Here is a 17,295-nt window from a genome sequence, read left to right as displayed (position 1 = left end):
ATCCCCAATTAACTGCTTTTGGTGGCATAGCTCACCACCGCATAATCCATCACTTGTTGACTATAAGGCACACCAATTTTTTCAAAACAATCTGTGACTGTTTCTGAACCAGAATATTCAATCGACTTTTCATTGGTGTAATCTTTAAAACATTTATTAATTTCTGTTGTATTCGAAGACCATGAACTTCCACCCGTTGCCATACCTGGAATAATTGTTGTCACGACTACTCTTACAGGTTGAATATTATCGAGCTGTACTGTTGAAGAATCTGTACCAATTGGATAAAACTTAAATGGAACATCACTGTTGATGCTACTTTTCTTAACTGCAATCTGTGAAATCATGACATCACGACCACTACTAAAATCATTGGTGGTGTACTGACAAAAACCTGTTACACCCAATTCATCATTCTTAATTTGCGTAATTTTTTTTGTATTATCACTCGGATCAGTCACTTCTTCCCATGACACAATACTGGCATTTTTTAAATCAAAGACATTTTTTTGTGTTTTCGGACGATAACAAAAAACTAATTCTTTGGTTAGAAAATTATCAGACTTCACCATCCCCAACATTCCCAAAGAACTTAAGTTTTTTTGCAAAATACTATTATTTTTATTGTCTTGCTCTATCGCAAAAAATACCGCATCAGCTGTTTGCTGCATGAGATTTCTGGCTTGACTATTTGTCGCAATGTTCAAACCGACAATACTTTGTTTAACAGCAAACGTGCCTATAATTGTCATCAGTAATAAGATGAAGAGTACCGTTATAAGCGTTGCGCCTCGTTGGTCAAAAATACGCATTACAGACTCTCCATTAACCCATAACCATTACGTAATGCTACCGTTTGAGTAATCACCTCTCGGATATACCTTTTTGCTTTAGCATCATCTTTTAATGTGACTTTTTGATCTAAAATTTGAAATTTATCGGGAATTTCCTGATTACTAGGCACCGTCTCTACTCCACGCATCAATATACCTAGCTGTACAGACATGATTCTTGGACGAGAAGTTCCATCTTTCACCAAAGTATTACTATCTCCCATATAGTCTTTCACTGACATATATTTGAACGTATCAGTCGTATTATCTTTGACTCCCAATAAAATATGGAAATGATCTACTCGACGCATAATCACCTCACCAGTGCCGCCATAACTGCTTATGGCTGTTGGAAGCTCAGCGGTTTCCAATAAAGTTTTATAGTGACCCGCATCACAGACCAACGCTAAATCATCTCCATCTTGTCTTAAAAAATAGCGTTGGATAATAAAGATACCTTTTTCAATCTCTTCTTGAGAAACTTTACGCCCCTCACAATCCATTGAACCAGGCACAATGGCTTTATATTGAATAACTAACTGATCACTTTTGTATTCTTGAATATTACTTGCACCAGACCAACTTGCTTGACCATCGCCCTGAGTGAGTAACGCAATTTTTGTGGTATTTTCATCAGTTAGGTGAAAAGGTAAATTTGCAGATTGTGTTTTCTGATCATCAGCAGATAATGATGTATAACTTTTTAAACTTGTCAGTACAATTCCACTATATAAGTTACGATCATTAAGAATAGCTAGATTCGCATCTAAATTCGCCATCCGAACGTCTTTAGTAATATAATTTAGTCCGAAGTTGCCATTATCTTGAAGTTCAGATAGCGTTTTCTGCAAATTATAATTAATGGAACCCGAAACAAATAATTGAAATCCCGCTGCAACAATAATTAGCCCAAGAGCCAATGCGACGATCAGTTCGATCAAAGTCATACCTAATTGTTTATTCATTTTAGTAGGCCTCCAATACGATGCATTTTGTATTCGAGCCATAATTACCATTCGTCGTACAATCATTACTACCTGTACCATCTTTTGGATTGGTTTCATCCCAAGCTACATAAATACAGTAACGATTCCTTTGTATCCCAGTACCCGCACATTGATTCACACCAATCTTCATCCCTTTTTGATAAGCGTTATAAAGGGCTTGTTTTGCATCTTCAGCTGCAAATTTTTCACTATCACAAGCAGTAGCATTGGAAAAACATGCTGAATAGCTATAAGAGCTCAAATTTTCTTTACCGCTAAATGCTCTCACATACGCCTTATAAACTTCTTTCTCACCTTGCTCGTCCGTACCTTCAATTTCTTTCGTCAAACCATCTTGGTTCGCCCGAATACGCTCAGCAATATCTTTTGCTAAACTCATCGCCTGAATACGCTTAGATGCTTCGATTGAGGAATCCAATGCTTTGACTTGTAATAAAGCAAAACCTAAAATACCAATAGCCAGCAATAAAAGTGCTACAAGCACCTCAACCAAACCCATTCCTTGTTGATGATGTTCTACTTGCATTTATGAACACTCCTGGCCTTGCTTAGATCCACTTTTTGCAGTCACTTTTCCTAAAGGGGTTATTTCTACATAATTCGTTGTAACCCCATTGGAAACTACAATCTGAATAGCTGAGAGCGTTAAATCTTCTCGTTGATTATGACCATCGTCATCCGTAAAATTACGAGAAAGTTGAGCACTTCCATCTGTTAAAAATACTAATCTATCAATCCCCTCGATTGCCTCTCCATCCCATGCATTACTTTCACAGCTAAACTGTAAGTACGATATTTGCTGATCACCAGGAACAGACCAGTACAAAGTTTGTGGAGTCGAATTTCCAGCTTCACCAAGATTTACAGTTACTCTATGCCGATGTAAAACTGCATCATAACGAGCTTGGATTAATGTTTTTTCAAGGTCTTTTGTTGAATACTCAATTTTTTGTTTTGCTCTTACTTTTTGAAAATTAGGCATAGCAATGGACGCAACAATCGCCAGTACCACCATTGTCACCATCAATTCAATTAAGGTGAACCCCTGACTTTTCCCCATCGCCCCTGCACCTAATTATTAAAATTCACTACTCTATATTAAATTTTATTTTTACAGAACCAATACAAAGCAGATAAGCACCAAAAAAAAACGGATGGAGTGTCATCCATCCGTTTCCATTTCACATTTTTCTAATAAAATTAGGCTTGTATCACTTGGATACGCAACTCTTTTGGTAGACTAAAGGTAATGTTTTCCTCACGTCCTTGTAGTTCTTTTGGTGGCGTCGCACCCCAATCTTGTAAGCGCTGAATCACTTGTTTAATTAAAATTTCTGGGGCTGATGCACCTGCAGTGACACCAATTTTGCTCTCTGCTTTAAACCAGTCTTTTTCAAGTTGATCCGCATTATCGACCAAATAAGCAGACTTACCCATACGCTCAGCCAACTCACGTAACCGATTCGAGTTTGACGAGTTCGGAGAACCAACTACAAGAACCACATCACACTGTTCAGCTAGATCACGCACCGCATCTTGGCGGTTTTGGGTGGCATAGCAAATATCATCTTTACGCGGGCCTTGAATTTTTGGAAATTTACTTCGAAGCGCATCAATCACTTTAGCCGTGTCATCAATTGAAAGCGTGGTTTGCGTGACAAAAGCGACTTTTTCAGGATGTCTTACCATTAAAGCTTCAACATCCTGTTCATCTTCAACCAGATAAATCTCCCCACCTCTAGATTTATCATATTGCCCCATGGTGCCTTCCACTTCTGGGTGACCTTCATGTCCAATCAGGATAGCTTCAGTCCCTTCGCGTGCATATTTGGTCACTTCAATATGAACTTTAGTCACTAATGGGCAGGTCGCATCAAATACTTTTAAACCACGGCGATCGGCTTCTTGCTGTACCGCTTTCGATACACCATGTGCACTAAAAATCACAATGGAATCATCAGGAACCTGATCCAACTCATCCACAAAAACAGCACCACGCTGACGTAAATCATCGACCACAAATTTGTTGTGCACCACTTCATGGCGTACATAAATAGGTGGGTTAAAACATTCCAATGCTCGATTGACGATTGCTATAGCACGGTCAACTCCAGCACAAAAGCCTCGTGGATTGGCCAACACGATTTCCATAACATCCTCTCTCATGATCTGAATTTTTACACCAAACTATTTCGTTTAATGACACGCTACACTACAATAGCCAAGATATTTTATCATATTCAGGAAAAATATCATGTCGGGTCTCTTGTTTGTCGTTTCTGCAGCCTCAGGAACAGGCAAAACATCTTTGGTCAAAGCCCTACTCGATCGAGTCAGCAACTTACACGTTTCTGTCTCACATACTACACGCGGTCAACGCCCTGGTGAACTTGATGGTGTTCACTACCATTTTACCAATAAAGAAAACTTTTTAGCACAAGTTAATGAAGGCGGCTTCATCGAATATGCAGAAGTATTCGGAAATTATTATGGTACGTCTCAAGCCAAGGTCAAAGAACAACTGCTACAAGGTCATGATGTTTTACTCGAAATTGACTGGCAAGGTGCTGAACAGGTTCGTCGACTTTTTCCTGAATCAAAACAAATCTTTATCCTCCCCCCAACACAATACGATTTAAGACAACGTCTTTCAAATCGTGGTACAGATTCTGTTGATGTCATTGAACATCGTTTAAGTTGTGCCGTTGAGGATATGCGTCATTTTGCCAGTTTTGACTATGTCATTATTAATGATGATTTCAATAAAGCGGTACATGATTTAGAAGCAATTATCGCTGCAAATCGTTTGGTTACTTTGCAACAAAGTGTGCGTCATCAACAATTAATCGAAAACTTGCTTACCCTTGATCGTGAATAACTTGAGTCTGGACTAAAAGCCTTTTATACTACTCAGTCTTTTCAAATGTAATGTTCAAACGAGACAACTTATGGCACGTGTAACCGTTGAAGATTGTTTAGACCATGTAGATAACCGCTTCGAGTTAGTACTGGTGGCGAGTAAACGTGCACGTCAATTAGCACGTCAAGGCATGGAACCCACTGTAGAATGGGACAATGATAAGCCAACAGTGGTTGCGCTGCGTGAAATTGCAATTGGTCATGTGACTAAAGAAATTTTAAAACAACGCGATCAAGACTACCAAACATCAAACCTTGATATGGTACTGTCTACAAATTCACTAAACTTAGAAGGTTTCACTTTCTAAATCGAATTTGTTATGCGTAAAGCCCATTGTGAAGACTCTGGGCTTTTTTCTTTCTTGCAAAATTCAATGCATATTGATAAAAGCAATATCCGTCATTGAAAAAAATTACGAGTTTTTATAATGAACAAATTGACAAGTTTCTCAATTTGCTTTTCATTAGAAGATAAGCGTAATGTTTGCGAACACTTGCGATCAGTGTAAGTTTTCAATGGGATCAAATCTGGTTTACGACATTTAATTCGCATTGAATAGGTAAACCATCAACGTAATATATCTTTATATCGTTGAAGTATCAGCAGACATAGCATTTCTGAATTTAGGTTATAAAAGGTGTTATATGCCAGGCGAAGAGGTCAGCCAAGCCAAGCAGCAGCTCAGAGCAATTATTGAGGCCTATCTTAATGATAGTGACGTTCAACGAGTACTTGCAGCCTGCGATTTTGCTGATTTAGCCCATAGTGGTATCACCCGTAAAAGTGGTGAGCCTTATGTGTTGCACCCGATTGCAGTAAGTTGCATTTTGGCGCATATGCGTCTTGATGCCGATACACTGATGGCGGCCTTACTACATGACGTGATTGAAGACACTGAATTTACCAAAGACGAAATTGGACAGAAATATGGCTCAGTGGTCGCAGAATTGGTCGATGGTGTCACCAAACTCAGCCATTCCAGTGATAAAGAATATAACAAAGCCGCATCCTTCCGAAAAATCTTGCAAGCAACGCTACAAGACCCTCGTGTCATTATTATTAAATTAGCCGATCGCTATCACAACATGACCACCTTAGGTGCATTGCGTCCAGATAAGCGTGCTCGTATTGCACAAGAAACACTGGATATTTTTGTACCCATGGCGCGTCTGGTCGGTATGAATGAGATGGCGGATAACCTTGAACATCTATGTTATCAAAATCTTGATTTAGACATGTTTAATGATGTGCAAACTGCACTGCTTGAAACCAAGCCGAAGCGTTGCGAATATCAAGCGGTTTGGGAGCAAAAACTTTCTGAACTGCTAAAAGCCTATGACCTTAAAGGCCGAATTAAAAAGAAAAACAATAATATCGAGTTACTGCGCCATTTTATTAAAAATGAAATCGACTTAAATGAACTCAGTCACAGCCATGCCTTTGAAATTATTTTACAAAGTATCGCCGATTGTGACCGTCTAGTTGATGCACTAAAAGACAATTTCCAAGTTCTACAATATAGCGATCATATTCGCCGTCCTTTACCTGGTGGCAACCAATCACTCATGATCCAGTTGAAAGGTGAAAAGACCACACTTTCATTGACGATCCAAACTGAGCTAATGCGTAAAGCAGCGCGTTTTGGTGTGGTACTGGGTGAAAATGCACCGCAAGCCTGTCGCTCAGCGATTCAAGCATCCATGCAGAACTTGAATACCCTAATTGATAGTGGCTGTGCCAAAACCACTTTTAGTGATCTGCTCGATTATCTCCACCAAGAAAAAATTTGGGTCTATACCCCGCATGGGCAATTACATGAATTACCACAAGGCGCAACCGTGGTTGATTTCGCCTATTCAGCCAGCTTGTTCTTAGGCAACCACGCGGTTGGTGCCAAAGTCGATGGTGAAATTCGCCCGCTATCGACACCATTGCACAGCGGACAAGTGGTTGAGATCATTACCGATGTTTTAGCAACTCCAAATCCAGACTGGCTCAGCTTCATTAACACGCAGAAAGCACGTCGCGCACTGCAAAACATGCTTAGAGAGCAGGATATTGATGAACAGCGCTTAGTTGGTCAGCAAGCGCTAAACCGTGCATTAAAACTATTCCAGCGTTCAATTGATGATCTATCGCCAACTGATTGGACAAATGTGCTGGAGTGGCGTCATTTAAGTAGTAAAGATACCCTGTTCGAACAGATTGCGGTGGGTGATCTATTACCACAACTGGTCGCAAATCATTTATTTGCTCAGGATTATCATTCACAGCATCATGATGCTTCCGATCGTTTAATCGTCGGTACAGAAGGCGTCGATGTAAAATATGCACATTGCTGTAATCCTGTACTGGGTGATCCAATCCAAGGACACCTCTCCAGACGCGGTTTGATCGTGCATCGCTCACGATGTCGTAATTTATTACATGAACAGCACCTTCACCCAGAAAATATCATGCCATTGCATTGGCAATCCGAAGAAATTGATGATGTCCGTTTCAGTGCTTATCTATGTATTCACATGGCAATGAATGATGAGCAGATCTCTGATTTAATCTATCAATGCCGTAAAGCCAAAACGGGGGTAGAGATGGTTCATTCGCAAGACCAAAAAACCTATGTCAACATCGTGGTCAGCAACCGAAATCAAATCGCCCAAATTATCCGGGATTTACGCATGAACTTTGGCTTCCCTCGTATTGAACGCCTAAATATGCCCATCGTACAGCCTGAAGTCGCAAAATTGGCAACCACCAATTAAATACAAGTGCAGCTGTGAAATGAATCTTTAAAGCATTTCATCGACATAAAAGTTCTAATAATATATCCATGCAACTGCGACTACACAGTACTCAAGACTTTCGTGCCTGAATTTTTGTGTTAAAGTCGCATGGTTTAAGATAGAAAAAACAACCTAGGAGAGCTAAATGTCACGCCAAGTTATTCATACTGAACACGCCCCTGCTGCTATCGGAACATATTCTCAAGCAATTCTTGTTGGCAATACACTCTACCTTTCTGGTCAGATTGGTTTAGATCCGTACAGTATGGAACTTGTAGAAGGCATTGAAGCCCAAATCCGCCGTGTATTTGATAATCTTAAAGCCGTTTGTACTGCGGCTGGTGGCAGTTTAGCTGATATTGCCAAACTCAATATCTTTTTAACTGACTTGTCACACTTCCAATTGGTGAACCAAATTATGGGCGAATACTTTGCGCAACCATACCCTGCTCGTGCAGCGCTTGGTGTTGCTAGCTTACCAAAAGGTGCTTTGGTGGAAATGGATGGGATTGTGATCATTCCATAAGCACTTTTTTAAATTTATATTTATCAAAAAGTTATGAATCATCAAAAATATCGCCGATCAGGCGGTATTTTTTTATTCAAATTCCCAATAAGAATATACTCATTGTTAGAATGAAATTCATTGACAAACGATAATAATTATCAATAATATCAATTATCGCATTTATATTTGTGGCTCACTCCCATGTATGTTTGTTTATGTCGTGGAATTACAGATCAGGATATCAAAGACGCCGTTGCAAATGGCGCTGAGAGCTATCGTGAAATCCGTGACCTACTCGATCTAGGAACATGTTGTGGTCGTTGCGCTCCAGAAGCCCGTGCTATTATCAGCGATGAACTTGCTGAAATCGCTGCACGTATTTCTATAGCTGCCTGATTTATCTTCAAAACTCCTCCTCCAATTCAATTCGTGTTTTACGACTCCACCGCTTCCTGTAGAACTTAAAAAGTTCCTCATTTAAGCGGTTTTTTTATAAAAATCATAATAATATTAGGATGTTTTTGATTGTGATTTTCATTTGCCGTTCTATAAATTACTCGCCAGACGATTCTTTGTTGATTAAAATAAAATAAATTGCCTTAGCAACTAGGGCATCACTTGGTGTTTTTGGAGTAAGCGCAATGAAAGGCAATCGCGAAGTTATCAATCAGCTGAATCAGGTGCTGTACCATCATTTAACTGCGATCAACCAATATTTCTTACATTCTCGTATGTTTAATGACTGGGGAATTGAGCAACTCGGTTCAGCCGAATATAAAGAATCTATTCGCCAAATGAAACATGCTGATAAAGTGATTGAGCGTATTTTATTTTTAGAAGGCTTACCGAATTTACAACATCTAGGCAAGCTCTATATCGGTCAACATACTGAAGAAGTTCTGAACTGCGATATCCGTAAGGTCAAAGAAAATATTGAAGCCCTCAAGCAAACTGTTGAACTTGCTGAAGCAGAACAGGATTATGTGACCCGTGATTTGGTCCAAGAAATTTTAGAGAAAGAAGAAGAGTATTGGGATTGGCTCGACACCCAACTTGATCTGGTTGAGAATGTAGGTATCGAAAACTATATTCAAAGCCAAATCTAATTCTTCTCTTCAACCCAAACTATTGATTGGGTTAAATCAAAAAAAGCCCTAATTAGGGCTTTTTTTTATCTCGCTTGCTTATTCATTTCAATCACTTCTGGCAGGCTGAGTGTTTGTCCATACAGCTGCTGTAAAATAAAGAGTTGCTGTTCTGCTTCTTCAAACTTGTGATTATAAACCAGTACCTGTGCATACTTTTTCAAGTTATAAGGGGTTGCTTTATTTTTGACGAAAGCATCCATCCACTCCAAATCCGTATTAGACATTTGAGTTTGAGGTTTTAGATTGATCCAATCAAGTCGCTGCTGAAATTGCGTCAGCAGCAGAATTTTAGAACTTCCCAATATCTCTACAGTCGGTTGCTGCTTTTTAAAAATTAAACGACTGTTTTCCTGAAATAGCTTGTAATCACGCCAGATCAATAACAGCAGTACGATACCAATCAGCCAGATAAGGCGAATGACATTTTTATTTAAAGTCACTGCTTGTAGCTGAGGTGTTTGTGCTTGAACTAGACCCAATAAAAAGCCCATGGGTAGTAGGAAATACGCATAACGTTGCGGAAACTCCAGCATGGCATGAATCAGAATTGCAGCAATCATCATAATTGCAACCACTGAGGTGGTTTCTTTGGCATTTCGGTCTAACCAGAAAAACCAGATTGCCATATAACCAATAATCAATAATCCAAGTGGTAAACCATTCCAGACCAAGATATCCAACAGAACATTGTGCGCACTGATCACCCACTCATGTGAAGGATGTAAATTAAAAATACTAATCTGCGCGATACTGGTTTGATTCCACCCATAACCCAGCCAAGGCTGCTCTTTCAGCGCCAGAAGCATCTGCGTCCAGATATCAAAACGTAAATAACCTGAACTCGCCCGTTCAGCCAAACTAGTTGTTTGGATGACTTCAGAGTTTGAAAACGTTTCAATGACATTTGTGAGTAGTGGCAAACCCCACGCTGCAATCACAAAAAAACCGATACACCAAATCCAAAGCTGAGCAAAGCTGAAGCGTGGTTGCTGCTTGTATTGTTTATACATCCAATAAAATAGAATAAATAAACACACCACCCATGAAGTTCTAGATTGAGTTAAAGCAATAGTAAATAGGATCAATAGACTAGAGGGCACTAACCAACATGCAGCCACGACCCTTTTTTCATACAGATATAAAGCCCCCATTAAGCCCATAATCAAAAAGGTTGCCAAGTGATTCGGTTGGCCAAAGTTTGCATATGGGCGATCACCTTTTAATTGCATCACTCCATTAATAACACCGCCAAACCCGCACCATTGCACAATTGCCATGACACTACAGACAATCGCAATACCAAATAGCAGCTTAGAGGTCTCTTGCATAAGCAGTTCACGTTGATCAGCTTGCGAAGAAAGGTTATAACCGAGCACGATCATCAGCCAAAAAGCGAATACATAGAGTGAGCTTAATAGTGCCGTGCTAAAGTCATTGACCAGACCAAAGCCCCACTGCAACAATGGAACAGCAATAATCGGTGCGATCCAGAGTTGCACCCTTGGAATAGTAATTGTTTTATTGAGAAAAACAGCAAGTAAAACTAAGCCAGTGGCAAAGCTAGCAAGTTCCCCTGAAAAAGTCACCCAAGGATAAGTATGAAATGGAGACAGCCAAGCAAAGCTAATCAGCACGCTGGCAAGAAAAAAGCATAAAAATTGCATACTTTATACATAAGAAAAAAGCTTAGTGAATTATATCGCTAAGCCTGAAGCTACAAATTAAATATAAGATAAAAACTACAATTTACTTCCAAGGACGTAGATCGACAATTTTAACCACTTCTCCTTTTTCTTTATTAATGAGAACCGTCATGTCAACACTGGTCGAGCTTAATGGCAACCATCCGTCTGCATTAGGATAAGCATTTATAATTTTTTCTACTGCTTGCGGTTCATTAAATTGCTTTAAAATTTCAATATTTTGTGCATTTTCTCGTAATTGTACTCTACTCATATCAACAGACTGATAACGTTCTGGACGCATGGCATTTGAAATGCCTGTGGTGACTGCTTCAAACAGATTTTTATTCCGCTCTTCAATTGAGTTTCCTGCATTAATCGCAACAAACTTTGGTTTTAACCAAGAAGGTGTTTGGTATTCAGGCTTGGCCTGAGTGATATGCTCTGGGACAATTTCATTCTTTCTTACCAGCTCAAAACGATCCCCATTTTGTACAATCCATGCTGGCCGCCCTTGTTCAATACTATACACCCCATAAGACAATGCCATAAACTGAAGTAAAATAATTACCGTCAAATCCATTTTAAGGGTTTTTTTACCTTCTTTATAAACAAGTAAGCCTAATACGGGCCCAATAATTACATCAATCGCAAGCATCATCAAAAAGATGTTAGTCACCCCTACTGACTTTGCTAATGGTGCTGGATACCATAGAAAAAAGACTATCCCAACAACAATAGAAGCAATAAAAATAGAAATCGTTAAATGACTAATAAAAAATTTAATGCGTTTTGACATTGCTATCCTAAAATAAAAAAAGAAGTTCTTTTGAACTCAAATAATTATGTACAGTCCACAGGTTTCAAGCTATTTGATATCCCTACTGAAACACTACATCTCCACGAGCCATTGGCCTGCCGATTTAAGTATATTGATTTTCCTAAAAGAACAGTAGCGACATTGTGCATTTGGCATTCCAAGGCTGGCTCAGAAACACCACCAGCATCTGGAGCATGAACTAGATAATGACAAAACTGAGAATCAGGTGCTGAGAAACCCATATTATCTGTAGTAAAAGCACTACTATTAGCGCCATCATTCATTACAAGTTCATATTGTGTTCTCGCCCCATTAAGCTCTGCGATTGCTGAAGTAATTTGAGATCTAGCCACATAGTTCTGATACAATGGTAACGCTATAGCCGCAAGCACTCCAATAATTGCCACCACAATCATTAATTCAATTAATGTAAATCCTTTATTCATGGCTGCTTCCCCCCAATTTTAAAATATATTGAAAGCTAGCAAAAATAATGCCACAAATTTTACCTTTAAATTTCATATAGTTATATTTAAAATAAATTTCTATATGACATTTTAGAGACCATTCCAACAAAAAAGTCATATTTTAAGAACTAATGATTAAGCATCTGATAAAAGTATTTTTCTAACATATTCTCATCGTAATCTTTATCATAACGTGTAGCACCGTTACTCACCCATACAATAGTCTCTCCTTTTGCTGTGACCATAGCTAAAGAAGTGGCTGCCGGTAAACCACCATTACGGAAATACATCCTTGGAGCACTACTGTTTTTTTGGTATTGCCACATCGCATAACCATTACATGACTTAAATTGAGTAATATGGCATTTTTTAAGATTGTCTTCAGCGATATCCAAGATATTCAAATGTTGCTGCTGAAGCATACTACGAATTAGCAATGCGAGACTTTGAGCATTACCCGATAATCCAGCAGAAGAAGAAATAGACTGAAAATTAAAGGAATTATCATCGCTCTCTATCCAAAAGTTATTATTCCTAAAGTCATAACGTACTTCATCCTGATAATAAATACCATCCACAAACTTAATGTTATATTTTGCTAAAGAGTATGTTTTTTGAATATATTCCCTATAGGGTTGTTGTGTGACACGCTCAATGACCGCACCGAGTAGACAGGTATTGCGGTTATCATAGGCATAATGATCATTAGGCTCAAAGTCTAATTTCAGTTTGAGTAAGGTCGAAAGTTGTGAAGGACACCATGGTGTTTTATTCGTGGCAAAAATTACATCTTCACTTTTCAAGCGGTCGAAACCTGAACGTTGTTGTAATAAATCAGAGATTGTAATTTTTCTTATTCTTTCATCATTAAAGTTTTTTCCATTTAATTCATCAAAAAAATTGACCATCGGATCATCTAATTTTATTTTTCCTTTATTAAGTAAATCTAAAATTGCATTATTTGTTATTAGTTTTGTCATGCTGGCATAGCGGAAACGCGTGTTTTCTGACGTTTTCTTTGAAAATACTGTTGTTTTCTCCCAGCCGCTTTGACAATAGGATTGATGACCAGAAGAATCAATATAAGCAATTTGATTCGATAAATTCTTCTGATTTTTTATGATGTATTTTAAACTTTCTGACATCCATTTAGGTGCATTCGCTGAGCAATCAATATTCCATATAGCTATTTGTGCTTGAAAAGGATATACCAACCGCCAAAACCCTACACGATCAATCAGTATAAAATGAGTAGCAACAAAAATACACGCAATTAAAAATAAAACCCAAAAAAAATCTTTAGATTCCATGTTGGAAAATATTCTAATTTTCATAATCCTTTCCCATACTTATACTCTGAAAGCATATTATTATCGGTAATAACCTCAGGACTTCTATTTAATTGAGAAAAATTTATTTCACTATAAGATAAAAATGGATTTTCAATAATTATTTTTGCAGCATCTAAACATTTTTTTTCACTACTAAAAACAGGCACTTTGGTAAAATAGTCTTTTAGATCACACAAATTAGACTGAATACTGTCTAATCGAATACTCTGTTTTTGGTTTGAGGCCAAAACAAAATACTTATATTTATAGACATAAGGGAAGACTTTTTTTGCTGTATAATAAGCATCTAATGATTGTGTAGTATTATAAAATAAGACTCCACCCTTTCCTAAAGATCCATTAATTATTTTAAGAAAATCATAACTTAACAAGTTTGAAACATAAGCACGCCAATGCCATGTTGTATTCATTAACACTATATCAAATTTCTGCTCTTGGTTTTTTTTAAGCCATTTGCGTCCATCATCAAAAATAATTTCAACTCTTTTATCTTTTAAAATATCAGAAACTATAGGGCTTATTTTAATTAACTCTACATAAGCAGGATTGATCTCGATGACAGTTATTTTTTCTACATTTGGCATTGTAGTTAAAACTTTTACCCAAGAACCCGTACTCAGACCAATCACTAAAACATTTTTTGCATCAGGTTTGATGGTTGTGAGTAAGTATGCACGATCAATACCATTAGTATTATGAAAAATATTAGTATTAAATTTACCATCATACACGTTTGCTCCAAATACAATGTGGTCATCACCCTCATCATATACCTGAATAAAACCGTGCTTATTTTCTAAAATATGACTTGGATATTTATTTTCATCATAGCTATTTTTTGACAGTTCATAAAAAATATGCTCAGGTATCAACACCATAAATAAAGTGAGAAAGCTCAAGACAGCAATCAATCCTTTTATGTTTTTTGAATTCAAACACAAAATTGCGACAACAAATGTCATAAAGCAAATAATTAGATAGACCTGTTGTGTATTTAAATAATCTAATGCAATAAAGCCAATGATCAAAGGAGCTAAAGCACTACCAAAAACATTAGAAAAATATACATTAGAAATTTGTGCACCTGTTTTTTCTTGTACTGTTCCTACATGATGGACTAAAGGAAATATAATCCCTCTAACTGCTGCACAGATAAAAACACACAATCCAAAAAACAGAATAGATATACCAATAAAATGGGAGAAAAAATAAACACATGCAATTAAAAAAATATCAACAATTGCAGCAATAAAAAAAACATATCCTAAAACGTGGACTTTAACATTGTTATTATTTTTGCAAATAAGTTTACCAATCTGAGCACCAACTGAGATACCTACAAGAAATATTGCTAAAGTATAAGAAAATGTTTGAGGAACTGACATTCCTGCAAAAGAAATCAAACGCATCCAAATAATTTCTTGCCCTAAACTTAAAAAACCACTAAAAAAAGAAATGAGATAAATAATTTTATTATTTTTCATAGTTATTTCTTCCATACAAAATAAATACAAGAACAGAAATACTAATATTCAAACTAGCAGCTAGATAAATTGTTTGCGCCAAAGTTAAATTATTAAATAATAAAAAACCTGTTGATAGTGCTCCAAATGCAGCTCCCAGTGTATTATAAAAATATAACAGACCTATAGATTGTCCAATATTTCTAATATATTGATTAAAAAAACTAGTGAGAAGTGGCAGAGTTACTCCCATTAAAAATGTGGGAAAAAATAACAGTAAGAAAGTTACCAAAGTTAATACAGATAAACTATTATATATCAATAACTCTTGTATCGTATAAATAAAATAATAGCTACATAGGCCAAAAATTCCAATACTTAACTCAACCAAACAAAATATAACAATAATCTTTGAATTAAAATAATCAGCTATTCTTCCTCCCCAATATGCTCCTACCCCTAAACCAGCCATAAAAACTGATACAATTACTGTAATTGAAGTAAGATCAACACCAAAACCTGTAAATAACAGTCGCTGCCAACATACTTGATATATTAATGCACTAAATCCAGAGACAAAAAAAATAGCCGCCAAACTAGATAACATTTTCCTTTGCTGTATTTTATTCATTTTACTTCTCTGCATAGACCTTCGAGCTGAGATTGATCATAATTCTTCCCTCCCATAACAATTCGTGGATAATTATAGAATTCTCTCAAAAGACTTTTTTCTAATTTTTCCTTTGGTATTTTAATACTAGCTGCATCAATTAATGTTGGAAATATTGCTGTTTGATTAATTTTTCTATTTGCATTTCCTCTAAGGATATTTATTTTATTTATATTATTTAATGCAAATAGATCTGAATACCAAACAAAACTAGCAATTTCAAAATTAGTTGCTGTTTCTAAACCATGACCACTTTTATTACACTCGCCATCAAATAAATCCTCACCATGATCAGAGCCATAAAACAGAAATGATTCTGCATTAACCTGCATCTTCAATATTTCAATAAAATTACTTAAAACATGATCTGTAAATAAGATTGAATTATCATAACTATTTACAAGTTCATCTTTATACCTTTTCTCTTGCAAACTATATTTATTTAAATCATTTAAAGATGGCCGAAAAACATTAAAATCCTCTGAATAACGATATTGATAATTATAATGACTACCCAATGTATGAATAACAATAAATTGCTTTTTTTCCTTTGAATTAATAATTTTATTTAAGACTGGAATTAAAACATCATCTTTCTCACCAGCATCAGTATAGTTGGCTTTATTTAAGAAAATCATTTGATCTGCTTCTTTAGCATAAACTGATGTACTAGTATCAAACGCACCAAACCTTTGCTGAGTAGACAACCAATACGTTTTGAAACCAACCTCTTTAAATGCAGAAATTATTGACTTTTCAGGAAAATTAAACTTATAGACATGCTCCGCTGATTTACGAGTCAAAATCATTGGGATAGAACTACGTGTTGCACTAGAAACAGAAAGCATATTAGAAAAGTTTATTAAATTATTTTGCTGACTAAGTTTTGGATTAGTCTTTCTAGCATAACCATTAAGTTGCCAATTCTCTCTACGACTCGTTTCACCAATTACGAGTATATAAATTTGTTTGTTATGATCATTTATAATTCTCTTTGCATTAAACCTAAAATCCTTATTTTGCTTAAAAGCAATATTAATTTTCCTTTGTTCTTTTAACATATCATAAATAGAAATAAAAAAACCTAAGGGATAAGTTCTTTTAATCTCTTGTGTAAAAAAATTTTTTTCATCAACAAGAAAATTATCTTGTTGGCTTTCAAAACTCTGATCAACCTGACTCGCCACTTCTGCATTTATAGTATATGAAAACAAAAAATAAGCTGTGCCAACAATTAAAACCCACCAACGACTACGATGTTTCCAAATTAAAGGTTTTTTATAGTTTTCATATAGAATAAAAATACAAAATAAACACCAAAATATAAACACACAGAAATACACGTATATTTTATAACCTACAAAATTCCATGCTTCTTGAAAATCTGTTTCTAAAACAATACTAAGCACTTGCTCATTAATAGAAACATGATAAATCGAAATATAGTATAAATAGAATGGAATCAATAAAAAGATAGGAAATAACAAAAATAGAAACTTTGTAGTTCTAATTAGTGAAAATATATAAATCAAACAAAATAAACTTAAGCAAAAAAAATAAAAGTCCCCATTCTGAAATAAAAAATATAAATCAGGTATTAATAAAATAAACATATATATCTAGTTCTAAAAAAACACCTCTC

The 17,295-nt window shown here is 36.3% G+C and carries 18 protein-coding genes; 6 read left to right on the top strand and 12 right to left on the bottom strand.

The genetic code is table 11. The annotated features are described in order from the left end of the window. Window positions 1–8 precede the first annotated feature (8 nt). The 5 genes from A7P54_RS14270 to ispH all read right to left on the bottom strand — a co-directional run bounded on the left by A7P54_RS14270 (window position 9) and on the right by ispH (window position 3,991). Window positions 9–812 (bottom strand): pilus assembly PilX N-terminal domain-containing protein, encoded by an 804-nt coding sequence (locus tag A7P54_RS14270; RefSeq protein WP_005201317.1) that lies wholly within the window; start codon window positions 810–812, stop codon window positions 9–11. Next, the gene (locus tag A7P54_RS14265) at window positions 812–1,798 is read right to left on the bottom strand and encodes a PilW family protein (RefSeq protein WP_005201318.1); all 987 of its coding nucleotides are present in this window, start codon (window positions 1,796–1,798) and stop codon (window positions 812–814) included. The genes A7P54_RS14270 and A7P54_RS14265 overlap by 1 nt, the downstream gene beginning before the upstream one ends. A 1-nt stretch (window position 1,799) precedes the next feature. Next, complete coding sequence (gene pilV, locus A7P54_RS14260; RefSeq protein ID WP_005201319.1) at window positions 1,800–2,366, bottom strand: type IV pilus modification protein PilV; 567 nt, start codon at window positions 2,364–2,366, stop codon at window positions 1,800–1,802. Beyond that, on the bottom strand, window positions 2,367–2,900 hold the full coding sequence (locus A7P54_RS14255; protein ID WP_005201320.1) for a prepilin-type N-terminal cleavage/methylation domain-containing protein: 534 nt from the start codon (window positions 2,898–2,900) through the stop codon (window positions 2,367–2,369). Between the two features lie 140 nt (window positions 2,901–3,040). Then, on the bottom strand, window positions 3,041–3,991 hold the full coding sequence (gene ispH / locus A7P54_RS14250; protein ID WP_171549979.1) for a 4-hydroxy-3-methylbut-2-enyl diphosphate reductase: 951 nt from the start codon (window positions 3,989–3,991) through the stop codon (window positions 3,041–3,043). A gap of 103 nt (window positions 3,992–4,094) precedes the next feature. On the opposite strand from ispH, the gene gmk reads away from it, so the two are divergent. The 6 genes from gmk (at window position 4,095) to bfr (ending at window position 9,157) form a co-directional block, all read left to right on the top strand. Further along, window positions 4,095–4,718 (top strand): guanylate kinase, encoded by a 624-nt coding sequence (gene gmk / locus A7P54_RS14245; RefSeq protein ID WP_033134526.1) that lies wholly within the window; start codon window positions 4,095–4,097, stop codon window positions 4,716–4,718. Window positions 4,719–4,788: 70 nt separating this feature from the next. Continuing rightward, window positions 4,789–5,067 carry a DNA-directed RNA polymerase subunit omega gene (gene rpoZ / locus A7P54_RS14240; RefSeq protein ID WP_004803954.1) on the top strand — a complete coding sequence of 93 codons (279 nt, stop codon included), beginning with the start codon at window positions 4,789–4,791 and terminating at the stop codon, window positions 5,065–5,067. A 337-nt stretch (window positions 5,068–5,404) separates the two neighbouring features. Continuing rightward, window positions 5,405–7,522, top strand: coding sequence for an HD domain-containing protein (locus A7P54_RS14235; protein ID WP_171549978.1), 2,118 nt, complete (start codon window positions 5,405–5,407; stop codon window positions 7,520–7,522). A gap of 166 nt (window positions 7,523–7,688) precedes the next feature. After that, window positions 7,689–8,069 carry a RidA family protein gene (locus tag A7P54_RS14230; RefSeq protein ID WP_004657462.1) on the top strand — a complete coding sequence of 127 codons (381 nt, stop codon included), beginning with the start codon at window positions 7,689–7,691 and terminating at the stop codon, window positions 8,067–8,069. Between the two features lie 183 nt (window positions 8,070–8,252). Further along, window positions 8,253–8,447: a bacterioferritin-associated ferredoxin gene (locus A7P54_RS14225; RefSeq protein WP_004776027.1), complete on the top strand. Its 195-nt coding sequence runs from the start codon at window positions 8,253–8,255 to the stop codon at window positions 8,445–8,447. Between the two features lie 245 nt (window positions 8,448–8,692). Next, complete coding sequence (gene bfr, locus A7P54_RS14220) at window positions 8,693–9,157, top strand: bacterioferritin (RefSeq protein WP_171549977.1); 465 nt, start codon at window positions 8,693–8,695, stop codon at window positions 9,155–9,157. 65 nt (window positions 9,158–9,222) lie between these two features. Here the strand turns inward: bfr and A7P54_RS14215 are convergent, their stop codons facing one another. The 7 genes from A7P54_RS14215 to A7P54_RS14190 form a co-directional block, all read right to left on the bottom strand. After that, complete coding sequence (locus A7P54_RS14215) at window positions 9,223–10,863, bottom strand: O-antigen ligase family protein (protein WP_171549976.1); 1,641 nt, start codon at window positions 10,861–10,863, stop codon at window positions 9,223–9,225. Between the two features lie 82 nt (window positions 10,864–10,945). After that, complete coding sequence (gene tfpZ, locus A7P54_RS14210) at window positions 10,946–11,680, bottom strand: TfpX/TfpZ family type IV pilin accessory protein (protein WP_171549975.1); 735 nt, start codon at window positions 11,678–11,680, stop codon at window positions 10,946–10,948. A 44-nt stretch (window positions 11,681–11,724) separates the two neighbouring features. Continuing rightward, window positions 11,725–12,147, bottom strand: a complete 423-nt coding sequence (locus A7P54_RS14205) for a pilin (RefSeq protein WP_171549974.1) — start codon at window positions 12,145–12,147, stop codon at window positions 11,725–11,727. 149 nt (window positions 12,148–12,296) lie between these two features. After that, a complete protein-coding gene (locus A7P54_RS14200; protein WP_171549973.1) occupies window positions 12,297–13,502 on the bottom strand; it encodes a serine hydrolase domain-containing protein in 1,206 nt (401 codons plus the stop codon). After that, the gene (locus A7P54_RS14195) at window positions 13,499–15,004 is read right to left on the bottom strand and encodes a fused MFS/spermidine synthase (protein WP_216077122.1); all 1,506 of its coding nucleotides are present in this window, start codon (window positions 15,002–15,004) and stop codon (window positions 13,499–13,501) included. The genes A7P54_RS14200 and A7P54_RS14195 overlap by 4 nt, the downstream gene beginning before the upstream one ends. Further along, window positions 14,994–15,614, bottom strand: coding sequence for a fused MFS/spermidine synthase (locus A7P54_RS18850; protein WP_216077121.1), 621 nt, complete (start codon window positions 15,612–15,614; stop codon window positions 14,994–14,996). Before A7P54_RS18850 ends, A7P54_RS14195 begins: the two co-directional genes overlap by 11 nt. After that, window positions 15,611–17,266 (bottom strand): phosphoethanolamine transferase, encoded by a 1,656-nt coding sequence (locus A7P54_RS14190; protein WP_171549972.1) that lies wholly within the window; start codon window positions 17,264–17,266, stop codon window positions 15,611–15,613. Before A7P54_RS14190 ends, A7P54_RS18850 begins: the two co-directional genes overlap by 4 nt. Window positions 17,267–17,295: the final 29 nt, after the last annotated feature.

The sequence above is a fragment of the Acinetobacter sp. Ac_3412 genome (assembly GCF_013072675.1).
Lineage (GTDB): Bacteria > Pseudomonadota > Gammaproteobacteria > Pseudomonadales > Moraxellaceae > Acinetobacter > Acinetobacter higginsii.
The sequence above is the reverse complement of the archived record's forward strand: the minus strand, read 5'-3'. Positions and strand labels throughout refer to the sequence as shown.